Origin of the sequence: Nonomuraea fuscirosea (assembly GCF_035917475.1) — a bacterium.
In the GTDB taxonomy this organism is placed as follows: domain Bacteria; phylum Actinomycetota; class Actinomycetes; order Streptosporangiales; family Streptosporangiaceae; genus Nonomuraea; species Nonomuraea fuscirosea.
In genome coordinates this window covers 9,273,647-9,290,753 of record NZ_CP109074.1, presented here as the reverse complement: position 1 = coordinate 9,290,753, position 17,107 = coordinate 9,273,647, and the positions used below count along the sequence as shown (strand labels likewise).

Below are 17,107 nucleotides of genomic sequence, written 5' to 3'. Positions count from 1 at the left end.
CCCCCTGCGTCGCGCGGTCCCCGGCGAGGTGGCGGGAAGGGAACTGCCACCGGTGTGCGAGCGGACATCCAGGTCAGCGCCCATCCCGTCCTCAGGTTGCCGGGTGTGGTGTGCGGCACAGCCGGGTGGCCGTGCTGGGTGGCTTGGCGGGGTTTGGTGGGACAAGGGGAGGTAACGGGCGGGTGGCGGTTCCTGGAGTTGGGGGCGGAACACCCCAGGGGGCTATATCATGGGCTCCGGAGCTGTAGATGGGCTGGATGAAATAGGCCTCAGCGATCCGGAGTGGCAGAGCTTGTCCGCTTTGCCGCGCCGTTTTGACGTGTCGCCAAGGCCTGGGTAGTCTTGAGCATCGTGCCCGTCTTCTAACGGGCTCTCGACCGTGCGCTCAATTGCGGGCGCGGGACGGCTTCCTGGCTCGTAACCCTCGTGGCTGCGTCCGTGCGAATAGCGCGACACGCCCGAGCGCGGGGGCACCGGGACAAGAGAAACCAGCAGGTCATGACACCGGCAGAACCTGCGAAATGCAAGACCATGACGTAACACCGGCCAGGCACGAAACGGAGTGGCAGTGCCCACTATTCAGCAGTTGGTCCGCAAGGGCCGGCAGGACAAGGTCTCCAAGACCAAGACTCCTGCCCTCAAGGGGAGTCCGCAGCGGCGCGGCGTGTGCCAGCGCGTTTACACCACGACCCCGAAGAAGCCCAACTCGGCACTGCGCAAGGTGGCCCGCGTTCGGCTCACGAACGGCATCGAGGTCACGGCCTACATCCCCGGTGTGGGCCACAACCTGCAGGAGCACTCCATCGTGCTCGTGCGTGGCGGTCGTGTGAAGGACCTGCCTGGTGTTCGCTACAAGATCATCCGCGGCTCGCTGGACACCCAGGGTGTCCGCAACCGCAAGCAGGCCCGCAGCCGCTACGGCGCGAAGAGGGAGAAGAGCTAACAATGCCTCGTAAGGGTTCTCCTGGCCGTCGTCAGCTGATGGCTGACCCGGTTTACAGCTCGCCGCTGGTGACCGCCCTGATCAACAAGGTGCTCCTGGACGGCAAGCGCTCCATCGCGCAGTCGATCGTCTACGGCGCCCTCGAAGGCTGCAGGGAGAAGACGGGCAACGACCCGGTCGTCACCCTGAAGCGTGCGCTTGACAACGTCAAGCCGACGCTCGAGGTCCGCAGCCGTCGCGTCGGTGGCGCGACCTACCAGGTGCCGGTCGAGGTGCGCGCCGCGCGCAGCACCACCCTGGCCCTGCGCTGGCTGGTGCAGTACTCCCGCGCCCGCCGCGAGAAGACCATGACCGAGCGCCTCATGAACGAGCTCCTCGACGCCAGCAACGGCCTCGGGGCGAGCGTCAAGAAGCGCGAGGACACCCACAAGATGGCCGAGTCCAACAAGGCCTTCGCTCACTACCGCTGGTAGTGGGTTCGACGAGACGACGAGGACGCGAGAGAAGTGGCCACGCAGACCGCTCTTGACCTGGCCAAGGTCCGAAACATCGGGATCATGGCCCACATCGACGCGGGCAAGACAACCACGACCGAGCGCATCCTGTTCTACACCGGCATCAACTACAAGATCGGTGAAGTCCACGAGGGCGCTGCCACGATGGACTGGATGGAGCAGGAGCAGGAGCGCGGCATCACGATCACGTCTGCCGCGACCACCTGTGAGTGGGTCGGTCACACGATCAACATCATCGACACTCCGGGTCACGTCGACTTCACCATCGAGGTGGAGCGCTCGCTGCGCGTCCTCGACGGTGCCGTCGCCGTGTTCGACGGCGTGGCCGGTGTCGAGCCGCAGTCGGAGACGGTGTGGCGTCAGGCCGACCGCTACGAAGTCCCCCGGATCTGCTTCGTCAACAAGATGGACCGGGTCGGGGCGGAGTTCCACCGCTGCGTCGACATGATGATCAACCGTCTGGGCGCCACGCCGGCTGTCATTCAGCTGCCGTGGGGCGTCGAGGCCGACTTCAAGGGCGTCATCGACCTCATCCGGATGAAGGGTCTCATCTGGAGCGCCGAGGCGGCGAAGGGCGAGATGTACGACACCGTCGACATCCCGGCCGACCACGCCGAGGCCGCCCGTGAGTGGCGTGACCGCCTCATCGAGACGGTCGCCGAGAACGACGACGAGCTGATGGAGCTCTACCTGGAGGGCACTCAGCCCACCGAGGAGCAGCTGGTCGCGGCCATCCGCCGCGCGACGCTGGCCAGCGCCATCAACCCGGTCCTGTGTGGCACCGCGTTCAAGAACAAGGGCGTGCAGCCCCTGCTCGACGCGATCGTCGCCTACCTCCCGGCGCCGACCGACATCCCGGCCTTCAAGGGCCACGCGGTCGGCAACGAGGAGAAGGTCGTCGAGCGGCACGCCGACCCGACCGAGCCGTTCTCTGCGCTGGCCTTCAAGATCGCCAGCGACCCGCACCTGGGCAAGCTCACCTACATCCGCATCTACTCGGGCACGCTCGAGACCGGTTCACAGGTCACCAACTCTGTGAAGGGTAAGAAAGAGCGGATCGGCAAGATCTACCAGATGCACGCCAACAAGCGTGAAGAGCGCCCGACGGCGGTCGCCGGCCAGATCGTCGCGGTCATGGGTCTGAAGGACACCACGACCGGCGACACCCTGTCCGACACGGCGAACCAGGTCGTGCTCGAGTCGATGACGTTCCCGGCTCCGGTCATCAACGTCGCCATCGAGCCCAAGACCAAGGGCGACCAGGAGAAGCTGTCGACCGCCATCCAGCGGCTGGCCGAGGAGGACCCGTCCTTCCAGGTCCGCCGCGACGAGGAGACCGGTCAGACGGTCATCTGGGGCATGGGCGAGCTTCACCTGGAGATCCTCGTCGACCGCATGCGGCGCGAGTTCAAGGTCGAGGCCAACGTGGGCCGCCCGCAGGTGGCCTACCGCGAGACCATCCGCCGCAAGGTGGAGAAGCTCGACTACACCCACAAGAAGCAGACCGGTGGTTCCGGTCAGTTCGCGCGGGTGATCATCAACCTCGAGCCGCTCGGCGAAGGCAACGACGGCTACGAGTTCGAGAACAAGGTCACCGGTGGCCGCGTCCCGAGGGAGTACATCCCGTCGGTCGACGCGGGCGCGCAGGAGGCCGCCGAGTTCGGCGTGCTGGCCGGTTACCCGATGGTGGGCGTGAAGGTTACGCTGACCGACGGTGCGGCCCACGACGTGGACTCCTCGGAAATGGCGTTCAAGATCGCCGGCTCGATGGCCTTCAAGGAGGCCGCGCGCAAGGCGGACGCCGTGCTCCTCGAGCCGATGATGGCCGTCGAGGTCACCACGCCCGAGGACTACATGGGTGACGTCATCGGTGACCTCAACGGTCGCCGCGGGCAGATCCAGTCGATGGACGACCGGGCCGGCGCCAAGGTCATCCAGGCGCTCGTGCCGCTGTCTGAGATGTTCGGCTACGTGGGCGACCTGCGTAGCAAGACGCAGGGGCGCGCGAGCTACAGCATGCAGTTCGACTCCTACGCGGAGGTGCCTCCGGGCATCGCCAAGGAGATCGTCGCGAAGGCCCGGGGCGAATAGTTCTCGGTCCGATCCCGCGAGGGATCGGACCAGGACCCAGTCCTGGTCCCTGGTGGGGTGGCGAGGGCCACCTCACCGCCAAGGGGTTCGGGGTCTCCCGGGCCCGAGTGTGTAGAAAGTCAGTCAGATTCTCTAAGGAGAGAACCAGTGGGCAAGGCCAAGTTCGAGCGGAACAAGCCGCACATGAACATCGGCACCATTGGGCATATCGACCACGGTAAGACCACACTGACCGCGGCGATCACCAAGGTGCTTCACGACCGTTACCCCGAGCTGAACGCCGCGACGCCGTTCGACAAGATCGACAAGGCGCCGGAGGAGAAGGCTCGTGGCATCACGATCTCCATCGCGCACGTCGAGTACCAGACCGAGAAGCGCCACTACGCTCACGTGGACTGCCCCGGTCACGCCGACTACGTGAAGAACATGATCACCGGTGCCGCTCAGATGGACGGCGCGATCCTCGTGGTCGCCGCCACCGACGGCCCGATGCCGCAGACGAAGGAGCACGTCCTCCTGGCCCGCCAGGTCGGCGTCCCCTACATCGTCGTGGCCCTCAACAAGTCCGACATGGTGGACGACGAGGAGATCCTGGAGCTCGTCGAGCTCGAGGTTCGTGAGCTCCTGTCCGCTCAGGAGTTCCCCGGCGACGACCTGCCCGTCATCCGCGTCTCCGCGCTCAAGGCTCTTGAGGGCGACCAGAAGTGGGCCGACAGCATCATCGAGCTGATGGACGCCGTCGACGAGAACGTCCCCGAGCCCCCGCGTGAGACGGACAAGCCGTTCCTCATGCCGGTCGAGGACGTCTTCTCGATCACCGGTCGCGGCACGGTCGTCACCGGCCGTATCGAGCGCGGCATCGTCAAGGTCAACGAGCAGGTCGACATCATCGGCATCAAGCCGGAGAAGACGACCACCACCGTCACCAGCATCGAGATGTTCAACAAGATGCTCGACGAGGGTCACGCCGGTGACAACGCCGCCCTGCTGCTCCGCGGCATCAAGCGCGACGACGTCGAGCGCGGCCAGTGCATCATCAAGCCGGGCACGACCACCCCGCACACCGAGTTCACCGGCCAGGTCTACATCCTGTCCAAGGACGAGGGCGGCCGGCACACGCCGTTCTTCAACAACTACCGCCCGCAGTTCTACTTCCGTACGACTGACGTGACCGGTGTGGTGAACCTCCCCGAGGGCACCGAGATGGTCATGCCGGGCGACAACACCGAAATGCGCGTTGAGCTGATCCAGCCCATCGCCATGGAGGAAGGCCTCAAGTTCGCGATCCGTGAGGGTGGCCGCACCGTCGGCGCCGGCCGGGTCGTGAAGATCATCAAGTAGCTAGACCGTCGGGGCGGCGGTCGGCCCCGGACCTCGGAGCCGACCGCCGAACCACGTAAGGCCCCATGCGAAGGCGCCGTGATCCAGCAGTTGCTTCGGCCGCCGTAAGACAGGTGACCGAAGTCACTGCCGGATCACGGAAGAAAAGGCAGATCGACTACGTCTGCCTCGTGGGGTCAGTGCGGGTTCGATCCGCACGAACGCACAGCGGCAACCGGCCGCACGATACTTTTTCAGACGACAGCGAAGGACACCGAGGCCACTATGGCGGGACAGAAGATCCGCATCCGGCTTAAGGCCTATGACCACGAGGTCATCGATAGCTCGGCCAAGAAGATCGTCGAGACGGTGACGCGGACTGGCGCGAAGGTCGCGGGCCCGGTGCCGCTGCCGACCGAGAAGAACGTGTACTGCGTCATCCGCTCGCCGCACAAGTACAAGGACAGCCGCGAGCACTTCGAGATGCGCACGCACAAGCGGCTGATTGACATCATCGACCCGACCCCCAAGACGGTTGACTCGCTCATGCGGCTCGACCTCCCCGCGGGTGTCGACATTTCGATCAAGCTCTGAGGGAACGCACTGACATGGCTAAGACGATCAAGGGCGTCCTGGGCAAGAAGCTCGGCATGACCCAGGTCTTCGACGCGGACAACCGGATGGTGCCGGTGACCGTGGTCGAGGCCGGTCCGTGCGTGGTGACCCGCGTCCGCACCGCCGACAAGGACGGCTACTCCGCCATCCAGCTCGGCTTCGGGCAGGTCGACCCCCGGAAGGTCAACAAGCCGCTCGGCGACTACCTGCGTAAGCACGACATCACCCCGCGCCGTTACTTCGCGGAGATCCGCACCGACGACGCGAGCGACTACAACCTGGGCCAGGAGCTGCTGGCCGACACCTTCGAGGCCGGCCAGTTCGTCGACGTGACGGGCAAGAGCAAGGGCAAGGGCTTCGCCGGTGTCATGAAGCGGCACGGCTTCGGTGGTCTGGGCGCGTCGCACGGTACGCAGCGCAAGCACCGCTCGCCGGGTTCCATCGGTGGCTGCGCCACCCCGGGCCGCGTATTCAAGGGTCTGCGCATGGCTGGTCGGATGGGTAACGTCCGCACCACTGTGCAGAGCCTCAAGGTTCACGCCGTGGACGCCGAGAAGGGTCTCATCCTGATCAAGGGTGCGATTCCCGGCGCCAACGGCAGTCTGGTTCTCGTCCGCTCCGCTGCCAAGAAGGGGGCTGCCAAGTGAGCACCACTATTGACGTCCTCGACGCCGGTGGCGCGAAGACCGGCACCGTCGACCTGCCGGAGGACATCTTCGGCGCCAAGGTCAACGTGCCGCTGATCCACCAGGTGGTCGTGGCCCAGCTCGCCGCTCGCCGGCAGGGCACCCACAAGGCCAAGACCCGTGGTGAGGTCTCCGGCGGCGGCAAGAAGCCGTACCGCCAGAAGGGCACCGGTCGCGCCCGTCAGGGTTCGACCCGTGCGCCGCAGTTCACCGGCGGCGGCGTCGTCCACGGCCCCGTGCCGCGTGACTACTCGCAGCGCACGCCCAAGAAGATGAAGGCCGCCGCCCTGCGCGGCGCCCTCTCCGACCGGGCCGGCGGCGGTCGCGTGCACGTGGTGAGCTCCCTGGTCACGGGCGAGACGCCCAAGACCAAGGCGGCGCTGGAGGCCGTGCGCAAGATCACCCAGTCCGCGCGTGTCCTGGTCGTGGTCGACTCGGACGACGAGCTGACCTGGCTGAGCCTGCGCAACGCGCCCGAGGTCCACCTGCTGGACGCCGGGCAGCTCAACACCTACGACGTGCTCGTGCACGACGACGTGGTCTTCACCCAGGAGGCGTACGACCAGGTCGTGGCGCGACTGAGTGGCGGGAAGGAAGACGCCTGATGGAGAAGATCGCCGACCCGCGCGACATCATCATCAAGCCGATCGTCTCTGAGAAGAGCTACGGCCTGATCGATGAGAACAACAAGTACACGTTCCTGGTGCGCAAGACCGCGAACAAGACCCAGGTCAAGATCGCTGTCGAGCAGATCTTCGGGGTCAAGGTCACCAGCGTGAACACCATCAACCGGCAGGGCAAGCGCAAGCGGACCCGTACCGGTTTCGGCAAGCGTCCCGACACCAAGCGCGCGATCGTGAGCCTGGGTGAGGGCGATCGGATCGACATCTTCGGTCAGATCGGCTGAGCGGCCATAGAAGTGAGTGCGGGCCACGTGGTCCGCGCGGGGCTGAGACCGTCGCATTTCGGTGCGGCGGGCTCACCCATGTAACCGACGAAGGATGAACGAAAAAGATGGGCATCCGTAAATACAAGCCGACGACTCCGGGTCGCCGCGGGTCGAGTGTCTCGGACTTCTCCGAGATCACCCGCAGCACGCCCGAGAAGTCGTTGCTTGCGCCCCTTCACAGCAAGGGCGGCCGCAACGTACACGGCCGGGTCACCGCCCGCCACCAGGGCGGCGGTCACAAGCGCGCCTACCGGATCATCGACTTCCGTAGGCATGACAAGGACGGCGTTCCGGCGAAGGTCGCTCACATCGAGTACGACCCCAACCGCACCGCCAACATCGCTCTGCTCCACTACGCCGACGGCGAGAAGCGCTACATCATCGCGCCGACGGGGCTCAAGCAGGGTGACCGCATCGAGAACGGCCCCGCGGCCGACATCAAGCCGGGCAACTGCCTGCCGCTGCGCAACATCCCGACCGGTACCTTCATCCACGCGGTGGAGCTCCGTCCGGGAGGCGGCGCCAAGCTCGGCCGCTCCGCCGGCGCCCAGATCCAGCTGCTCGCCAAGGAGGGCACGTACGCCACGCTGCGTATGCCGTCCGGTGAGATGCGCATGGTCGACGTGCGCTGCCGCGCCACGGTGGGCCAGGTCGGCAACGCCGAGCAGGCCAACATCAACTGGGGCAAGGCCGGCCGTATGCGGTGGAAGGGCAAGCGCCCGACCGTCCGCGGTGTCGCGATGAACCCCGTCGACCACCCGCACGGTGGTGGCGAGGGCAAGACCTCCGGTGGTCGTCACCCGGTGAACCCCAAGGGCAAGCCCGAGGGCCGTACCCGTCAGGCGAACAAGGCCAGCGACAGGCTGATCATCCGCCGTCGGTCCAAGAGGAAGAAGCGGTAGGAGCAGCCGAAATGCCACGTAGCCTTAAGAAGGGTCCCTTCGTGGACGAGCACCTTCAGAAGAAGGTGGAGGTCCAGAACGAGAAGGGCACCAAGACCGTCATCAAGACGTGGTCGCGGCGTTCCATGATCATCCCCGACATGCTCGGGCACACGATCGCCGTGCACGACGGCCGCAAGCACGTCCCGGTGTTCGTCACCGAGGCGATGATCGGCCACAAGCTCGGAGAGTTCGCGCCCACGCGTACGTTCCGCAGCCACGTCAAGGACGACCGGCGCAGCCGGCGATAGACGCCTTCGAAAAGCAGTTAGAGGAGTAAGCGATGGAAGCCAGGGCTCAGGCGCGGTTCGTCCGCGTCACGCCCCTCAAGGCCCGCCGCGTGGTGGACCTTATTCGCGGGCTGCCCGCTTCGGAGGCGCAGGCCGTGCTGCAGTTCGCTCCCCAGTCGGCGAGCGAGCCGATCTACAAGGTGCTCAGCTCCGCCATGGCGAACGCCGAGCACAACTTCGATCTCGACCCCAGCACGCTCGTCGTGAGCCGCGCGTGGGTCGACGAGGGCCCGACGCTGAAGCGGTTCCGTCCGCGTGCCCAGGGTCGTGCCTATCGGATCAACAAGCGGACGAGCCACATCACCGTGATCGTGGAGTCCCGCGAGCCGAAGGGAAGGACCCGATAGTGGGCCAGAAGGTTAACCCGCACGGGTTCCGCCTCGGCATCACGACCGACTTCAAGAGCCGGTGGTACGCCGACAAGCTGTACAAGTCGTACGTCGCCGAGGACGTGTCGATCCGCCGCATGCTGCAGAAGGGCATGGAGCGGGCCGGCATCTCCAAGGTCGAGATCGAGCGCACGACGGACCGCGTCCAGGTGGACATCCACACCGCGCGTCCGGGCATCGTGATCGGCCGTCGTGGCGCTGAGGCGGACCGGATCCGTGGCGACCTGGAGAAGCTGACCAAGAAGCAGGTCCAGCTCAACATCCTCGAGGTCAAGAACCCGGAGATCGACGCTCAGCTCGTCGCGCAGGGCGTCGCCGAGCAGCTGTCCAGCCGTGTCTCGTTCCGCCGTGCCATGCGCAAGGCGATGCAGTCGGCCATGAAGTCCGGCGCCAAGGGCATCCGTGTCCAGTGCTCCGGTCGTCTGGGCGGCGCCGAGATGTCCCGGTCGGAGTTCTACCGCGAGGGCCGCGTGCCGCTGCACACCCTCCGCGCGGACATCGACTACGGCTTCTACGAGGCCCGTACGACCTTCGGCCGCATCGGCGTGAAGGTCTGGATCTACAAGGGCGAGGCCCCGACGAGCCGCGCCGAGCGCGAGGCGGCCGCCGCCGGTGCTCGCGCCGGCCAGCGTCGTGACCGCGACGACCGTCGTGGTGGCGGCGGCGGCGACCGTCCGCGTCGTGGTGGCGGTGACCGCCCCCGTCGTGGTGGCGGCCGCGGCGACCGCGCCCCCCGTAACGAGGCGGCCGCGCAGGCCGCCCCCGAGACCGGCCCGGCTGCGCAGCCGGGTGCTGAAGGGAGCTGACCATGCTGATCCCGCGCAGGGTCAAGCACCGCAAGCAGCACCGGCCTGACCGCAGCGGAGCCGCCAAGGGCGGCACCAGGGTCGTGTTCGGCGAGTTCGGCATCCAGGCGATTGAGCACTCCTACGTGACCAACCGCCAGATCGAGTCCGCCCGTATCGCGATGACCCGTCACATCCGCCGTGGCGGCAAGGTGTGGATCAACATCTACCCCGACCGTCCGCTCACCAAGAAGCCGGCCGAGACCCGCATGGGTTCCGGTAAGGGTTCGCCGGAGTGGTGGATCGCCAACGTCAAGCCCGGACGCGTGATGTTCGAGCTGTCCGGCGTGGCGGAGTCGGTGGCGCGTGAGGCGCTCACCCGAGCGATCCACAAGCTGCCGATGAAGTGCAAGATCGTTAAGCGTGAAGTGGGTGAGGCGTGATGGCTAAGGGCCTGACCGCCGGGGAGCTGCGGCTCGAGGATGAGGACACCCTCGTCCAGAAGCTGAAGGAGGCGAAGGAGGAGCTGTTCAACCTCCGCTTCCAGGCGGCGACCGGTCAGTTGGAGAGCCACGGGCGGCTGCGTGCCGTCCGCCGCGAGATCGCCCGTATCTACACCGTGATGCGCGAGCGCGAGCTGGGCATCGTCACGGTCGAGAAGGAGACGAGCGATGGCTGAGACCGAGACCACCGAGACCACTGAGACCGCGGACGGCTCGCGCCGCTTCCGCAAGGTTCGCGAGGGCCTCGTCGTCAGCGACAAGATGGACAAGACCGTCGTCGTCGCCGTCGAGGACCGCGTGAAGCACCGTCTGTACGGCAAGGTCATCCGCCGTACGACCAAGTACAAGGCGCACGACGAGGCCAACGCCTGTGGCGTCGGCGACCGCGTGCTGCTGATGGAGACCCGCCCCCTCTCCGCCACCAAGCGGTGGAGGGTCGTGGAGATCCTCGAGAAGGCCAAGTAAGGCCCTCTCGGACATACCGCGCCTCGTGGGGGCCTCAGAGCCCCCATGACGGCGTCCAAGGACGCGAGGCCCACGGGCCTCGCGTCGCCTGCGGTGCGGCGCCCCCAGGGGTGCTGTGGCCGGGGGAACAAGACAATGACGGGTTCCGCCAGGCTCAGCGATGAGAACCGGCGCGACTAACAGGAGTAAGACGTGATCCAGCAGGAGTCGCGGCTCAAGGTCGCCGACAACACGGGTGCCAAGGAGATCCTTTGCATCCGCGTTCTCGGTGGCTCGGGCCGACGCTACGCCGGTATCGGCGACATCATCGTCGCCACAGTCAAGGACGCGCTGCCTGGCAGCACGGGCGTCAAGAAGGGCGACGTCGTCAAGGCGGTCATCGTCCGCACGGTCAAGGAGCGCCGCCGGCCCGACGGCTCCTACATCCGCTTCGACGAGAACGCCGCCGTCATCATCAAGGACAGCGGTGACCCTCGTGGCACTCGTATCTTCGGCCCGGTCGGCCGCGAGCTGCGCGACAAGAAGTTCATGCGCATCATCTCGCTCGCCCCGGAGGTGCTGTAATGCCGAAGCTGCATGTGAAGAAGGGTGACCTGGTCCAGGTCATCGCCGGCAAGGACAAGGGTGCCAAGGGTCGTGTGATCGCCACTCTCCCGCGCGAGGACCGCGTGGTGGTCGAGGGCATCAACATGATCAAGAAGCACACCAAGGAGACCCACCAGGGTCCGCGCGGCGCCAAGACCGGCGGCGTGCAGACCATGGAGGCTTCGATTCACGTCTCGAACGTGAAGAAGCTCAAGGACGACAAGCCCGCCGACAAGAAGGCCGACGAGAAGACGGCCGACGAGGAGACGGGTGAGGACAGCTGATGACTGCCACGACCACTGAGACCGAGCGCCCGACGCCGCGACTCAAGACGAAGTACCGCGAGGAGATCGCGGCCCAGCTTCGCGAGCAGTTCGGCATCGAGAACGTCATGCAGATCCCCGCCCTGACCAAGATCAAGGTCAACATGGGTGTCGGTGAGGCGGCTCGCGACTCCAAGCTCATCGAAGGTGCCGTCCGCGACCTCACCGTGATCACCGGCCAGAAGCCGGCCGTCGTCCGGGCGCGCAAGTCCATCGCGCAGTTCAAGCTGCGCGAGGGCATGCCGATCGGCGCGCACGTCACGCTGCGCGGCGACCGCATGTGGGAGTTCCTCGACCGCCTGCTGGCGCTGGCCCTGCCCCGTATCCGGGACTTCCGCGGCCTGTCGCCCAAGCAGTTCGACGGCAACGGCAACTACACCTTCGGTCTGACCGAGCAGGTCATGTTCCACGAGGTCGACCAGGACAAGGTCGACCGTCCGCGGGGCATGGACATCACGATCGTGACCACCGCGAAGAACGACGACCAGGGCCGGGCGCTGCTGAAGCTCCTCGGCTTCCCGTTCAAGGAGGCCTGATCCAATGGCGAAGAAGTCGCTGATCGCCAAGGCGGGGCGCAAGCAGAAGTTCGAGGTCCGGGCATACACTCGTTGCTCGCGCTGCGGCCGGCCCCGCGCCGTCTACCGCAAGTTCGGCCTCTGCCGCGTATGCTTCCGCGAGATGGCGCACCGGGGCGAGCTGCCCGGCATCACCAAGTCGAGCTGGTAGATAACCTGAGGGGCGGCCCTGTGCCGCCCCCAGGTGTTCATATTCAGGAAAAGCAAGGACGCGTCCCGCGTCCGTGACCGCGCCGAAGGTCCACCGGTAGAGCGCTGCTTCACCGACTGGAAACCGCGGCGAGGAAGGCCACTGGCCATGACGATGACCGACCCGATCGCAGACATGCTCACACGTCTGCGCAACGCGAACTCGGCGTACCACGAGAGCGTGTCGATGCCGTACTCGAAGATCAAGGCGCACATCGCCGAGATCCTCCAGCAGGAGGGTTACATCCAGGCTTGGACCGTCGAAGACGCCAAGGTTGGCAAGAACCTCGTGGTGGAGCTCAAGTTCGGGCCTACCCGTGAGCGTTCGCTCGCGGGCCTGCGCCGGGTTTCCAAGCCCGGTCTGCGGGTTTATGCGAAGAAGGACAACCTGCCTCGAGTCCTGGGCGGACTGGGCGTCGCGATCATCTCGACGTCCGCCGGTCTCATGACCGACAAGCAGGCCGGCAAGCGTGGCGTGGGCGGGGAAGTCCTCGCCTACGTCTGGTAGAGGGGAGGAACACAGCATGTCGCGAATCGGACGGCTGCCCATCCCTGTGCCCAGTGGCGTAGACATCACGATCACCGGCCAGGATGTCCAGGTCAAGGGCCCGAAGGGCACGCTGCTTCACAAGGTCGCCGACCCCATCACGGTCGCGCGCGACGACGACGGCGCCATCGCCGTCACCCGCCCGAACGACGAGAACAAGGTCCGTGCGCTGCACGGCCTGTCCAGGACGCTGATCGCCAACATGGTGCAGGGCGTCACTCAGGGCTACTCCAAGAGCCTTGAGATCGTCGGTGTGGGTTACCGCGTCCAGGCCAAGGGGCCGACGCAGCTGGAGTTCTCACTGGGCTTCAGTCACCCGGTCATCGTCGACGCCCCCGAGGGCGTCACCTTCCGCGTCGAGAGGCCGACCCTGTTCCACGTGGACGGCATCGACAAGCAGAAGGTCGGCGAGGTCGCGGCCAACATCCGCAAGTTGCGCAAGCCTGACCCGTACAAGGGCAAGGGCGTGCGTTATCAGGGCGAACAGATCCGCCGCAAGGTCGGAAAGGCTGGTAAGTAGGCATGGCTCCGAAGACTGCGTTCAGCAAGCACACGGCTGCCCGCACCGTCTCGCGGGCCCGCCGTCACCGCCGCGTCCGCAAGTTCGTCGTCGGTACGGCAGAGCGTCCGCGCCTCGTCGTCAACCGCTCGACTCGTCACATGTTCGTCCAGATCGTGGACGACACCGTCGGCCACACGCTGGTGAGCGCGTCCACCATGGACGCCTCGCTGCGCACGCTGGAGGCGGACAAGACCGAGAAGGCGAAGAAGGTCGGCGAGCTCCTCGCTCAGCGGGCCAAGGAAGCCGGGATCGCCAAGGTCGTCTTCGACCGCGGTGGCAACCGGTATGCAGGTCGGATCGCGGCGCTGGCAGACAGCGCTCGCGAGGGCGGGCTCGAGTTCTGATGCGGGCCCGAGGATCGCAAATGATGGCAACTGAGAAGAGGAACCACTGATGGCTGCAGCTCCGCGTCGCGGTGGCGGCACCGGTGGCGATCGGCGTGACCGTCGTGACGATCGCCGCGGTGGCGCCGCCGACAAGGGCGTCTCGTACATCGAGCGCGTAGTGAAGATCAACCGGGTGGCCAAGGTCGTGAAGGGTGGTCGTCGCTTCAGCTTCACCGCCCTCGTCGTCGTCGGTGACGGCAACGGCCTGGTCGGCGTCGGTTACGGCAAGGCCAAGGAAGTCCCCGCGGCGATCGCCAAGGGTGTCGAAGAGGCGAAGAAGCACTTCTTCAAGGTGCCTCGGATCCAGGGCACGATCCCGCACACGGTGCAGGGCGAGGAGGCGGCCGGTGTCGTCTTCCTGCGTCCGGCCTCGGCCGGTACCGGCGTCATCGCCGGCGGCCCGGTGCGCGCCGTCCTGGAGTGCGCCGGCATCCACGACGTGCTGTCCAAGTCGCTCGGCTCGGACAACCCGATCAACATCGTGCACGCCACCGTGGCGGCTCTAAAGGGCCTTTCCCGCCCCGAGGAGATCGCCGCCCGCCGTGGTCTGCCGATCGAGGACGTCGCTCCGGCCAGGATGCTCAAGGCTCAGCGCGAGGGCATCGCCGAGGCCGCGGCCGCCAAGGCGGTGAGCTAGTCATGGCACGCCTGAAGATCACTCAGGTTCGCTCGAAGATCGGTGGCAAGCAGAACCAGCGTGACTCGCTTCGTTCGCTTGGCCTGAAGCGAATCGGCGACGTCGTCGTCAAGGAGGACCGGCCCGAGATTCGCGGCATGGTCTCCGTGGTGACGCACCTCGTCGAGGTGGAAGAGGTCGACTGACATGACTGACAGCTCCAACAACGCTGCTCCGCTCAAGATCCACGACCTGCGTCCTGCTCCCGGCGCCAACAAGGCCAAGATCCGCAAGGGTCGTGGCGAGGCGTCCAAGGGCAAGACCGCCGGACGCGGTACCAAGGGCAGCCACGCGCGCACGACGGTCCCCCTCGGTTTCGAGGGTGGCCAGGTGCCGCTGCAGAGGCGTCTGCCGAAGCTCAAGGGCTTCTCCAACGCCCTGTTCAAGACGACCTACCAGGTCGTCAACCTCGACAGGCTCGGCGAGCTGTTCCCCGAGGGTGGCGAGGTCACCGTCGAGGCGCTGGTCGCCAAGGGTGCTGTTCGCAAGAACCAGCTCGTGAAGGTGCTCGGCACCGGCGACATCTCGGTCGCGGTGAACGTCCAGGCTCACGCCTTCTCGTCCGCCGCCAAGGAGAAGATCGCCGCCGCCGGTGGTTCCGTTACCGAGCTGTAGTAACGCTATGACGAGGCGTGGGGGCTTTGACAATGGGCCCCCACGCCCGTAGTGCGTTAGAGTTCGCGAGACGGCAGGCTTCTGTCCGGCTCGTTCGACATGAGACTTCAGATGGCAGATCCCCGCACCATCGCTTACTCACAACGCCGTAAAGGCGCGCAGGAGGGACCGTGCTGACCGCGTTTACCCGGGCGTTCCGGACACCGGACCTGCGCAAGAAGTTGCTCTTCACCCTGGGCATCATCGCGCTTTTCCGTCTCGGCTCGGTTCTGCCGACCCCGGGAGTCCACGTCCAAAACCTCGCCGCCTGTTTCGACCAGGCCCGTAGTGGCGAAACCGGCAACATCTACGGGATGGTCCAGCTGTTCAGCGGCGGCGCGTTGCTGAAGCTGTCGGTGTTCGCGCTGGGCATCATGCCGTACATCACCGCGAGCATCATTCTGCAATTGCTCGTCGTGGTGATTCCGCGGCTGGAGGCGCTGAAGAAGGAAGGCCAATCCGGCCAGACGAAGATCACGCAGTATACGCGTTATCTGACCATCGGTCTCGCGATTCTCCAGTCGACGGCCTTCATCGCGCTGGCCCGTACCGGGCAGCTTTTCCCGAACTGCCAGCAGGACGTCCTGCTCGACCCCGACAACATCTTCCAGATCGTGACGATGGTCGTCATCATGACCGCCGGCACGTCCGTGATCATGTGGCTCGGCGAGCTCATCACCGACCGGGGCGTCGGCAACGGCATGTCCATCCTGATCTTCACCCAGGTCGTGGCGGTCTTCCCGTCCGAGCTGGCCAACATCTTCCAGGCGAACAAGTTCACCTTCTCGGTGGTCATGATCGTCGGTGTCTTCATGATCGCCGCGGTCGTCTTCGTGGAGCAGGCGCAGCGCCGCATCCCGGTCCAGTACGCCAAGCGCATGGTCGGCCGCAGGATGTACGGCGGCACCTCCACCTACATCCCGCTGAAGGTCAACCAGGCGGGCATCATCCCCGTCATCTTCGCCTCCTCGCTGCTCTACCTGCCGCAGCTCATCACCTCGCTGTTCCAGACCACCGACAACGCGGTGATCACCTGGATCTCGCAGAACCTGGCCACGGGCGACACGCCCATCTACATGACCACGTTCTTCCTGCTGATCATCTTCTTCACCTACTTCTACGTGTCGATCACCTTCAACCCCACTGAAGTCGCCGACAACATGAAGAAGTACGGTGGGTTCATTCCGGGCATCCGCCCCGGCCGTCCGACGGCTGAATACCTGAACTTCGTGCTCACCCGTCTGACCGCGCCAGGCGCGCTCTATCTGGGTCTCATCTCCATGGTCCCGATCGTCGCGCTGGCGGTGGCCGGTGCGAGCCAGAACTTCCCGTTCGGAGGGACGAGCATTCTGATCATGGTAGGCGTCGGCCTTGACACGGTGAAGCAGATCGAGAGCCAGCTGCAGCAGCGTAACTACGAAGGTTTCCTGCGGTAGTGCGTCTCGTCTTGGTCGGGCCCCCCGGAGCGGGTAAGGGGACACAGGCCCAGTACATCGCATCGAACCTGTCCATCCCGAAAATCTCGACAGGTGACATCTTCCGTGCCAACGTCTCGGGCGGCACGGATCTCGGCAAGCTGGCCAAGACGTTCATGGACCGTGGTGACCTGGTGCCCGACGAGGTCACCATCGCCATGGTCCGCGACCGTCTGTCCGAGGACGACGCGCAGGACGGTTTCCTGCTCGACGGCTTCCCGAGGAACGTCGCGCAGGCGGAGATCCTGCGCGACATGCTCAAGGACTGGGGCCAGGCGCTCGACCTCGTTCTCGAGCTCGTCGTGGACGACGACGAGGTGGTCAGGCGGCTGGCCGGCAGGCGTACCTGCAGCCAGTGCGGCCGCATCTGGCACGTCGAGTTCGACGACAAGAAGGACGACAGGTGTGACGCGTGCGGGGGCGCGCTCTTCCAGCGTGACGACGACAAGGAGGAGACCGTCAGGCACCGCCTGGAGGTCTACCAGGAGCAGACGGCTCCGCTGGTCTCCTACTACGCCGACGAGGGCATCCTGGTGGGCGTCGACGCGACCGGGCCGGTCGAAGAGGTCACGCAGCGGGCCATGGACGCGATCCGGCCGTTCATGGGCTGAGCGCTTCATCCGACTGATTCGCGGAGGTGGCA

27 protein-coding genes are annotated in these 17,107 nt (G+C 65.9%); all 27 read left to right on the top strand.

Annotation, left to right across the window (positions count from 1 at the left end):
• Positions 1-568 precede the first annotated feature (568 nt).
• The 27 genes from rpsL to OIE67_RS42145 all read left to right on the top strand — a co-directional run bounded on the left by rpsL (position 569) and on the right by OIE67_RS42145 (position 17,075).
• Complete coding sequence (gene rpsL / locus OIE67_RS42275; RefSeq protein WP_049572713.1) at positions 569-943, top strand: 30S ribosomal protein S12; 375 nt, start codon at positions 569-571, stop codon at positions 941-943.
• 2 nt (positions 944-945) lie between these two features.
• On the top strand, positions 946-1,416 hold the full coding sequence (gene rpsG / locus OIE67_RS42270) for a 30S ribosomal protein S7 (protein WP_020542314.1): 471 nt from the start codon (positions 946-948) through the stop codon (positions 1,414-1,416).
• Positions 1,417-1,500: 84 nt separating this feature from the next.
• Complete coding sequence (gene fusA / locus OIE67_RS42265) at positions 1,501-3,549, top strand: elongation factor G (RefSeq protein ID WP_407674927.1); 2,049 nt, start codon at positions 1,501-1,503, stop codon at positions 3,547-3,549.
• A 147-nt stretch (positions 3,550-3,696) separates the two neighbouring features.
• On the top strand, positions 3,697-4,890 hold the full coding sequence (gene tuf / locus OIE67_RS42260) for an elongation factor Tu (protein ID WP_106253412.1): 1,194 nt from the start codon (positions 3,697-3,699) through the stop codon (positions 4,888-4,890).
• Between the two features lie 264 nt (positions 4,891-5,154).
• Positions 5,155-5,463 carry a 30S ribosomal protein S10 gene (gene rpsJ, locus OIE67_RS42255; protein WP_012887830.1) on the top strand — a complete coding sequence of 103 codons (309 nt, stop codon included), beginning with the start codon at positions 5,155-5,157 and terminating at the stop codon, positions 5,461-5,463.
• A gap of 14 nt (positions 5,464-5,477) precedes the next feature.
• Positions 5,478-6,131, top strand: coding sequence for a 50S ribosomal protein L3 (gene rplC, locus OIE67_RS42250; RefSeq protein WP_106253411.1), 654 nt, complete (start codon positions 5,478-5,480; stop codon positions 6,129-6,131).
• Positions 6,128-6,775: a 50S ribosomal protein L4 gene (gene rplD, locus OIE67_RS42245; protein ID WP_106253409.1), complete on the top strand. Its 648-nt coding sequence runs from the start codon at positions 6,128-6,130 to the stop codon at positions 6,773-6,775. The genes rplC and rplD overlap by 4 nt, the downstream gene beginning before the upstream one ends.
• Positions 6,775-7,077 carry a 50S ribosomal protein L23 gene (gene rplW / locus OIE67_RS42240; protein WP_106253408.1) on the top strand — a complete coding sequence of 101 codons (303 nt, stop codon included), beginning with the start codon at positions 6,775-6,777 and terminating at the stop codon, positions 7,075-7,077. Before rplD ends, rplW begins: the two co-directional genes overlap by 1 nt.
• 107 nt (positions 7,078-7,184) lie before the next feature.
• Positions 7,185-8,021, top strand: coding sequence for a 50S ribosomal protein L2 (gene rplB / locus OIE67_RS42235; protein WP_106253407.1), 837 nt, complete (start codon positions 7,185-7,187; stop codon positions 8,019-8,021).
• 11 nt (positions 8,022-8,032) lie between these two features.
• The gene (rpsS, locus tag OIE67_RS42230; RefSeq protein ID WP_326631090.1) at positions 8,033-8,311 is read left to right on the top strand and encodes a 30S ribosomal protein S19; all 279 of its coding nucleotides are present in this window, start codon (positions 8,033-8,035) and stop codon (positions 8,309-8,311) included.
• Positions 8,312-8,343: 32 nt separating this feature from the next.
• Positions 8,344-8,697 (top strand): 50S ribosomal protein L22, encoded by a 354-nt coding sequence (gene rplV / locus OIE67_RS42225; RefSeq protein WP_103960883.1) that lies wholly within the window; start codon positions 8,344-8,346, stop codon positions 8,695-8,697.
• Positions 8,697-9,545, top strand: a complete 849-nt coding sequence (rpsC, locus tag OIE67_RS42220) for a 30S ribosomal protein S3 (RefSeq protein WP_326631087.1) — start codon at positions 8,697-8,699, stop codon at positions 9,543-9,545. Before rplV ends, rpsC begins: the two co-directional genes overlap by 1 nt.
• Before the next feature lie 2 nt (positions 9,546-9,547).
• The gene (rplP, locus tag OIE67_RS42215; RefSeq protein WP_106253402.1) at positions 9,548-9,967 is read left to right on the top strand and encodes a 50S ribosomal protein L16; all 420 of its coding nucleotides are present in this window, start codon (positions 9,548-9,550) and stop codon (positions 9,965-9,967) included.
• Positions 9,967-10,203: a 50S ribosomal protein L29 gene (gene rpmC / locus OIE67_RS42210; protein ID WP_106253417.1), complete on the top strand. Its 237-nt coding sequence runs from the start codon at positions 9,967-9,969 to the stop codon at positions 10,201-10,203. Before rplP ends, rpmC begins: the two co-directional genes overlap by 1 nt.
• Positions 10,196-10,492, top strand: a complete 297-nt coding sequence (rpsQ, locus tag OIE67_RS42205) for a 30S ribosomal protein S17 (RefSeq protein ID WP_326631084.1) — start codon at positions 10,196-10,198, stop codon at positions 10,490-10,492. The genes rpmC and rpsQ overlap by 8 nt, the downstream gene beginning before the upstream one ends.
• Positions 10,493-10,684: 192 nt before the next feature.
• Entirely contained in the window at positions 10,685-11,056 is a 372-nt protein-coding gene (rplN, locus tag OIE67_RS42200; RefSeq protein ID WP_106253399.1) for a 50S ribosomal protein L14, read from the top strand.
• A complete protein-coding gene (gene rplX / locus OIE67_RS42195) occupies positions 11,056-11,361 on the top strand; it encodes a 50S ribosomal protein L24 (protein WP_456094146.1) in 306 nt (101 codons plus the stop codon). The genes rplN and rplX overlap by 1 nt, the downstream gene beginning before the upstream one ends.
• Positions 11,361-11,936 (top strand): 50S ribosomal protein L5, encoded by a 576-nt coding sequence (gene rplE, locus OIE67_RS42190; RefSeq protein ID WP_106253395.1) that lies wholly within the window; start codon positions 11,361-11,363, stop codon positions 11,934-11,936. Before rplX ends, rplE begins: the two co-directional genes overlap by 1 nt.
• A 4-nt stretch (positions 11,937-11,940) precedes the next feature.
• Entirely contained in the window at positions 11,941-12,126 is a 186-nt protein-coding gene (locus OIE67_RS42185) for a type Z 30S ribosomal protein S14 (protein ID WP_020542298.1), read from the top strand.
• Between the two features lie 147 nt (positions 12,127-12,273).
• On the top strand, positions 12,274-12,672 hold the full coding sequence (rpsH, locus tag OIE67_RS42180; RefSeq protein ID WP_106253393.1) for a 30S ribosomal protein S8: 399 nt from the start codon (positions 12,274-12,276) through the stop codon (positions 12,670-12,672).
• A 16-nt stretch (positions 12,673-12,688) separates the two neighbouring features.
• Positions 12,689-13,231 carry a 50S ribosomal protein L6 gene (gene rplF / locus OIE67_RS42175; protein WP_106253392.1) on the top strand — a complete coding sequence of 181 codons (543 nt, stop codon included), beginning with the start codon at positions 12,689-12,691 and terminating at the stop codon, positions 13,229-13,231.
• A gap of 2 nt (positions 13,232-13,233) precedes the next feature.
• Positions 13,234-13,617 carry a 50S ribosomal protein L18 gene (gene rplR / locus OIE67_RS42170; RefSeq protein WP_326631076.1) on the top strand — a complete coding sequence of 128 codons (384 nt, stop codon included), beginning with the start codon at positions 13,234-13,236 and terminating at the stop codon, positions 13,615-13,617.
• A gap of 49 nt (positions 13,618-13,666) precedes the next feature.
• Positions 13,667-14,296, top strand: a complete 630-nt coding sequence (gene rpsE / locus OIE67_RS42165) for a 30S ribosomal protein S5 (protein WP_106253389.1) — start codon at positions 13,667-13,669, stop codon at positions 14,294-14,296.
• Positions 14,297-14,298: 2 nt separating this feature from the next.
• Positions 14,299-14,481, top strand: a complete 183-nt coding sequence (gene rpmD, locus OIE67_RS42160; protein ID WP_080043226.1) for a 50S ribosomal protein L30 — start codon at positions 14,299-14,301, stop codon at positions 14,479-14,481.
• Position 14,482: 1 nt separating this feature from the next.
• Entirely contained in the window at positions 14,483-14,950 is a 468-nt protein-coding gene (gene rplO / locus OIE67_RS42155; protein WP_106253388.1) for a 50S ribosomal protein L15, read from the top strand.
• 170 nt (positions 14,951-15,120) lie between these two features.
• Positions 15,121-16,425 carry a preprotein translocase subunit SecY gene (gene secY / locus OIE67_RS42150; RefSeq protein ID WP_326631068.1) on the top strand — a complete coding sequence of 435 codons (1,305 nt, stop codon included), beginning with the start codon at positions 15,121-15,123 and terminating at the stop codon, positions 16,423-16,425.
• Positions 16,425-17,075: an adenylate kinase gene (locus OIE67_RS42145; RefSeq protein ID WP_106236107.1), complete on the top strand. Its 651-nt coding sequence runs from the start codon at positions 16,425-16,427 to the stop codon at positions 17,073-17,075. Before secY ends, OIE67_RS42145 begins: the two co-directional genes overlap by 1 nt.
• The last annotated feature ends 32 nt before the right edge of the window (positions 17,076-17,107 follow it).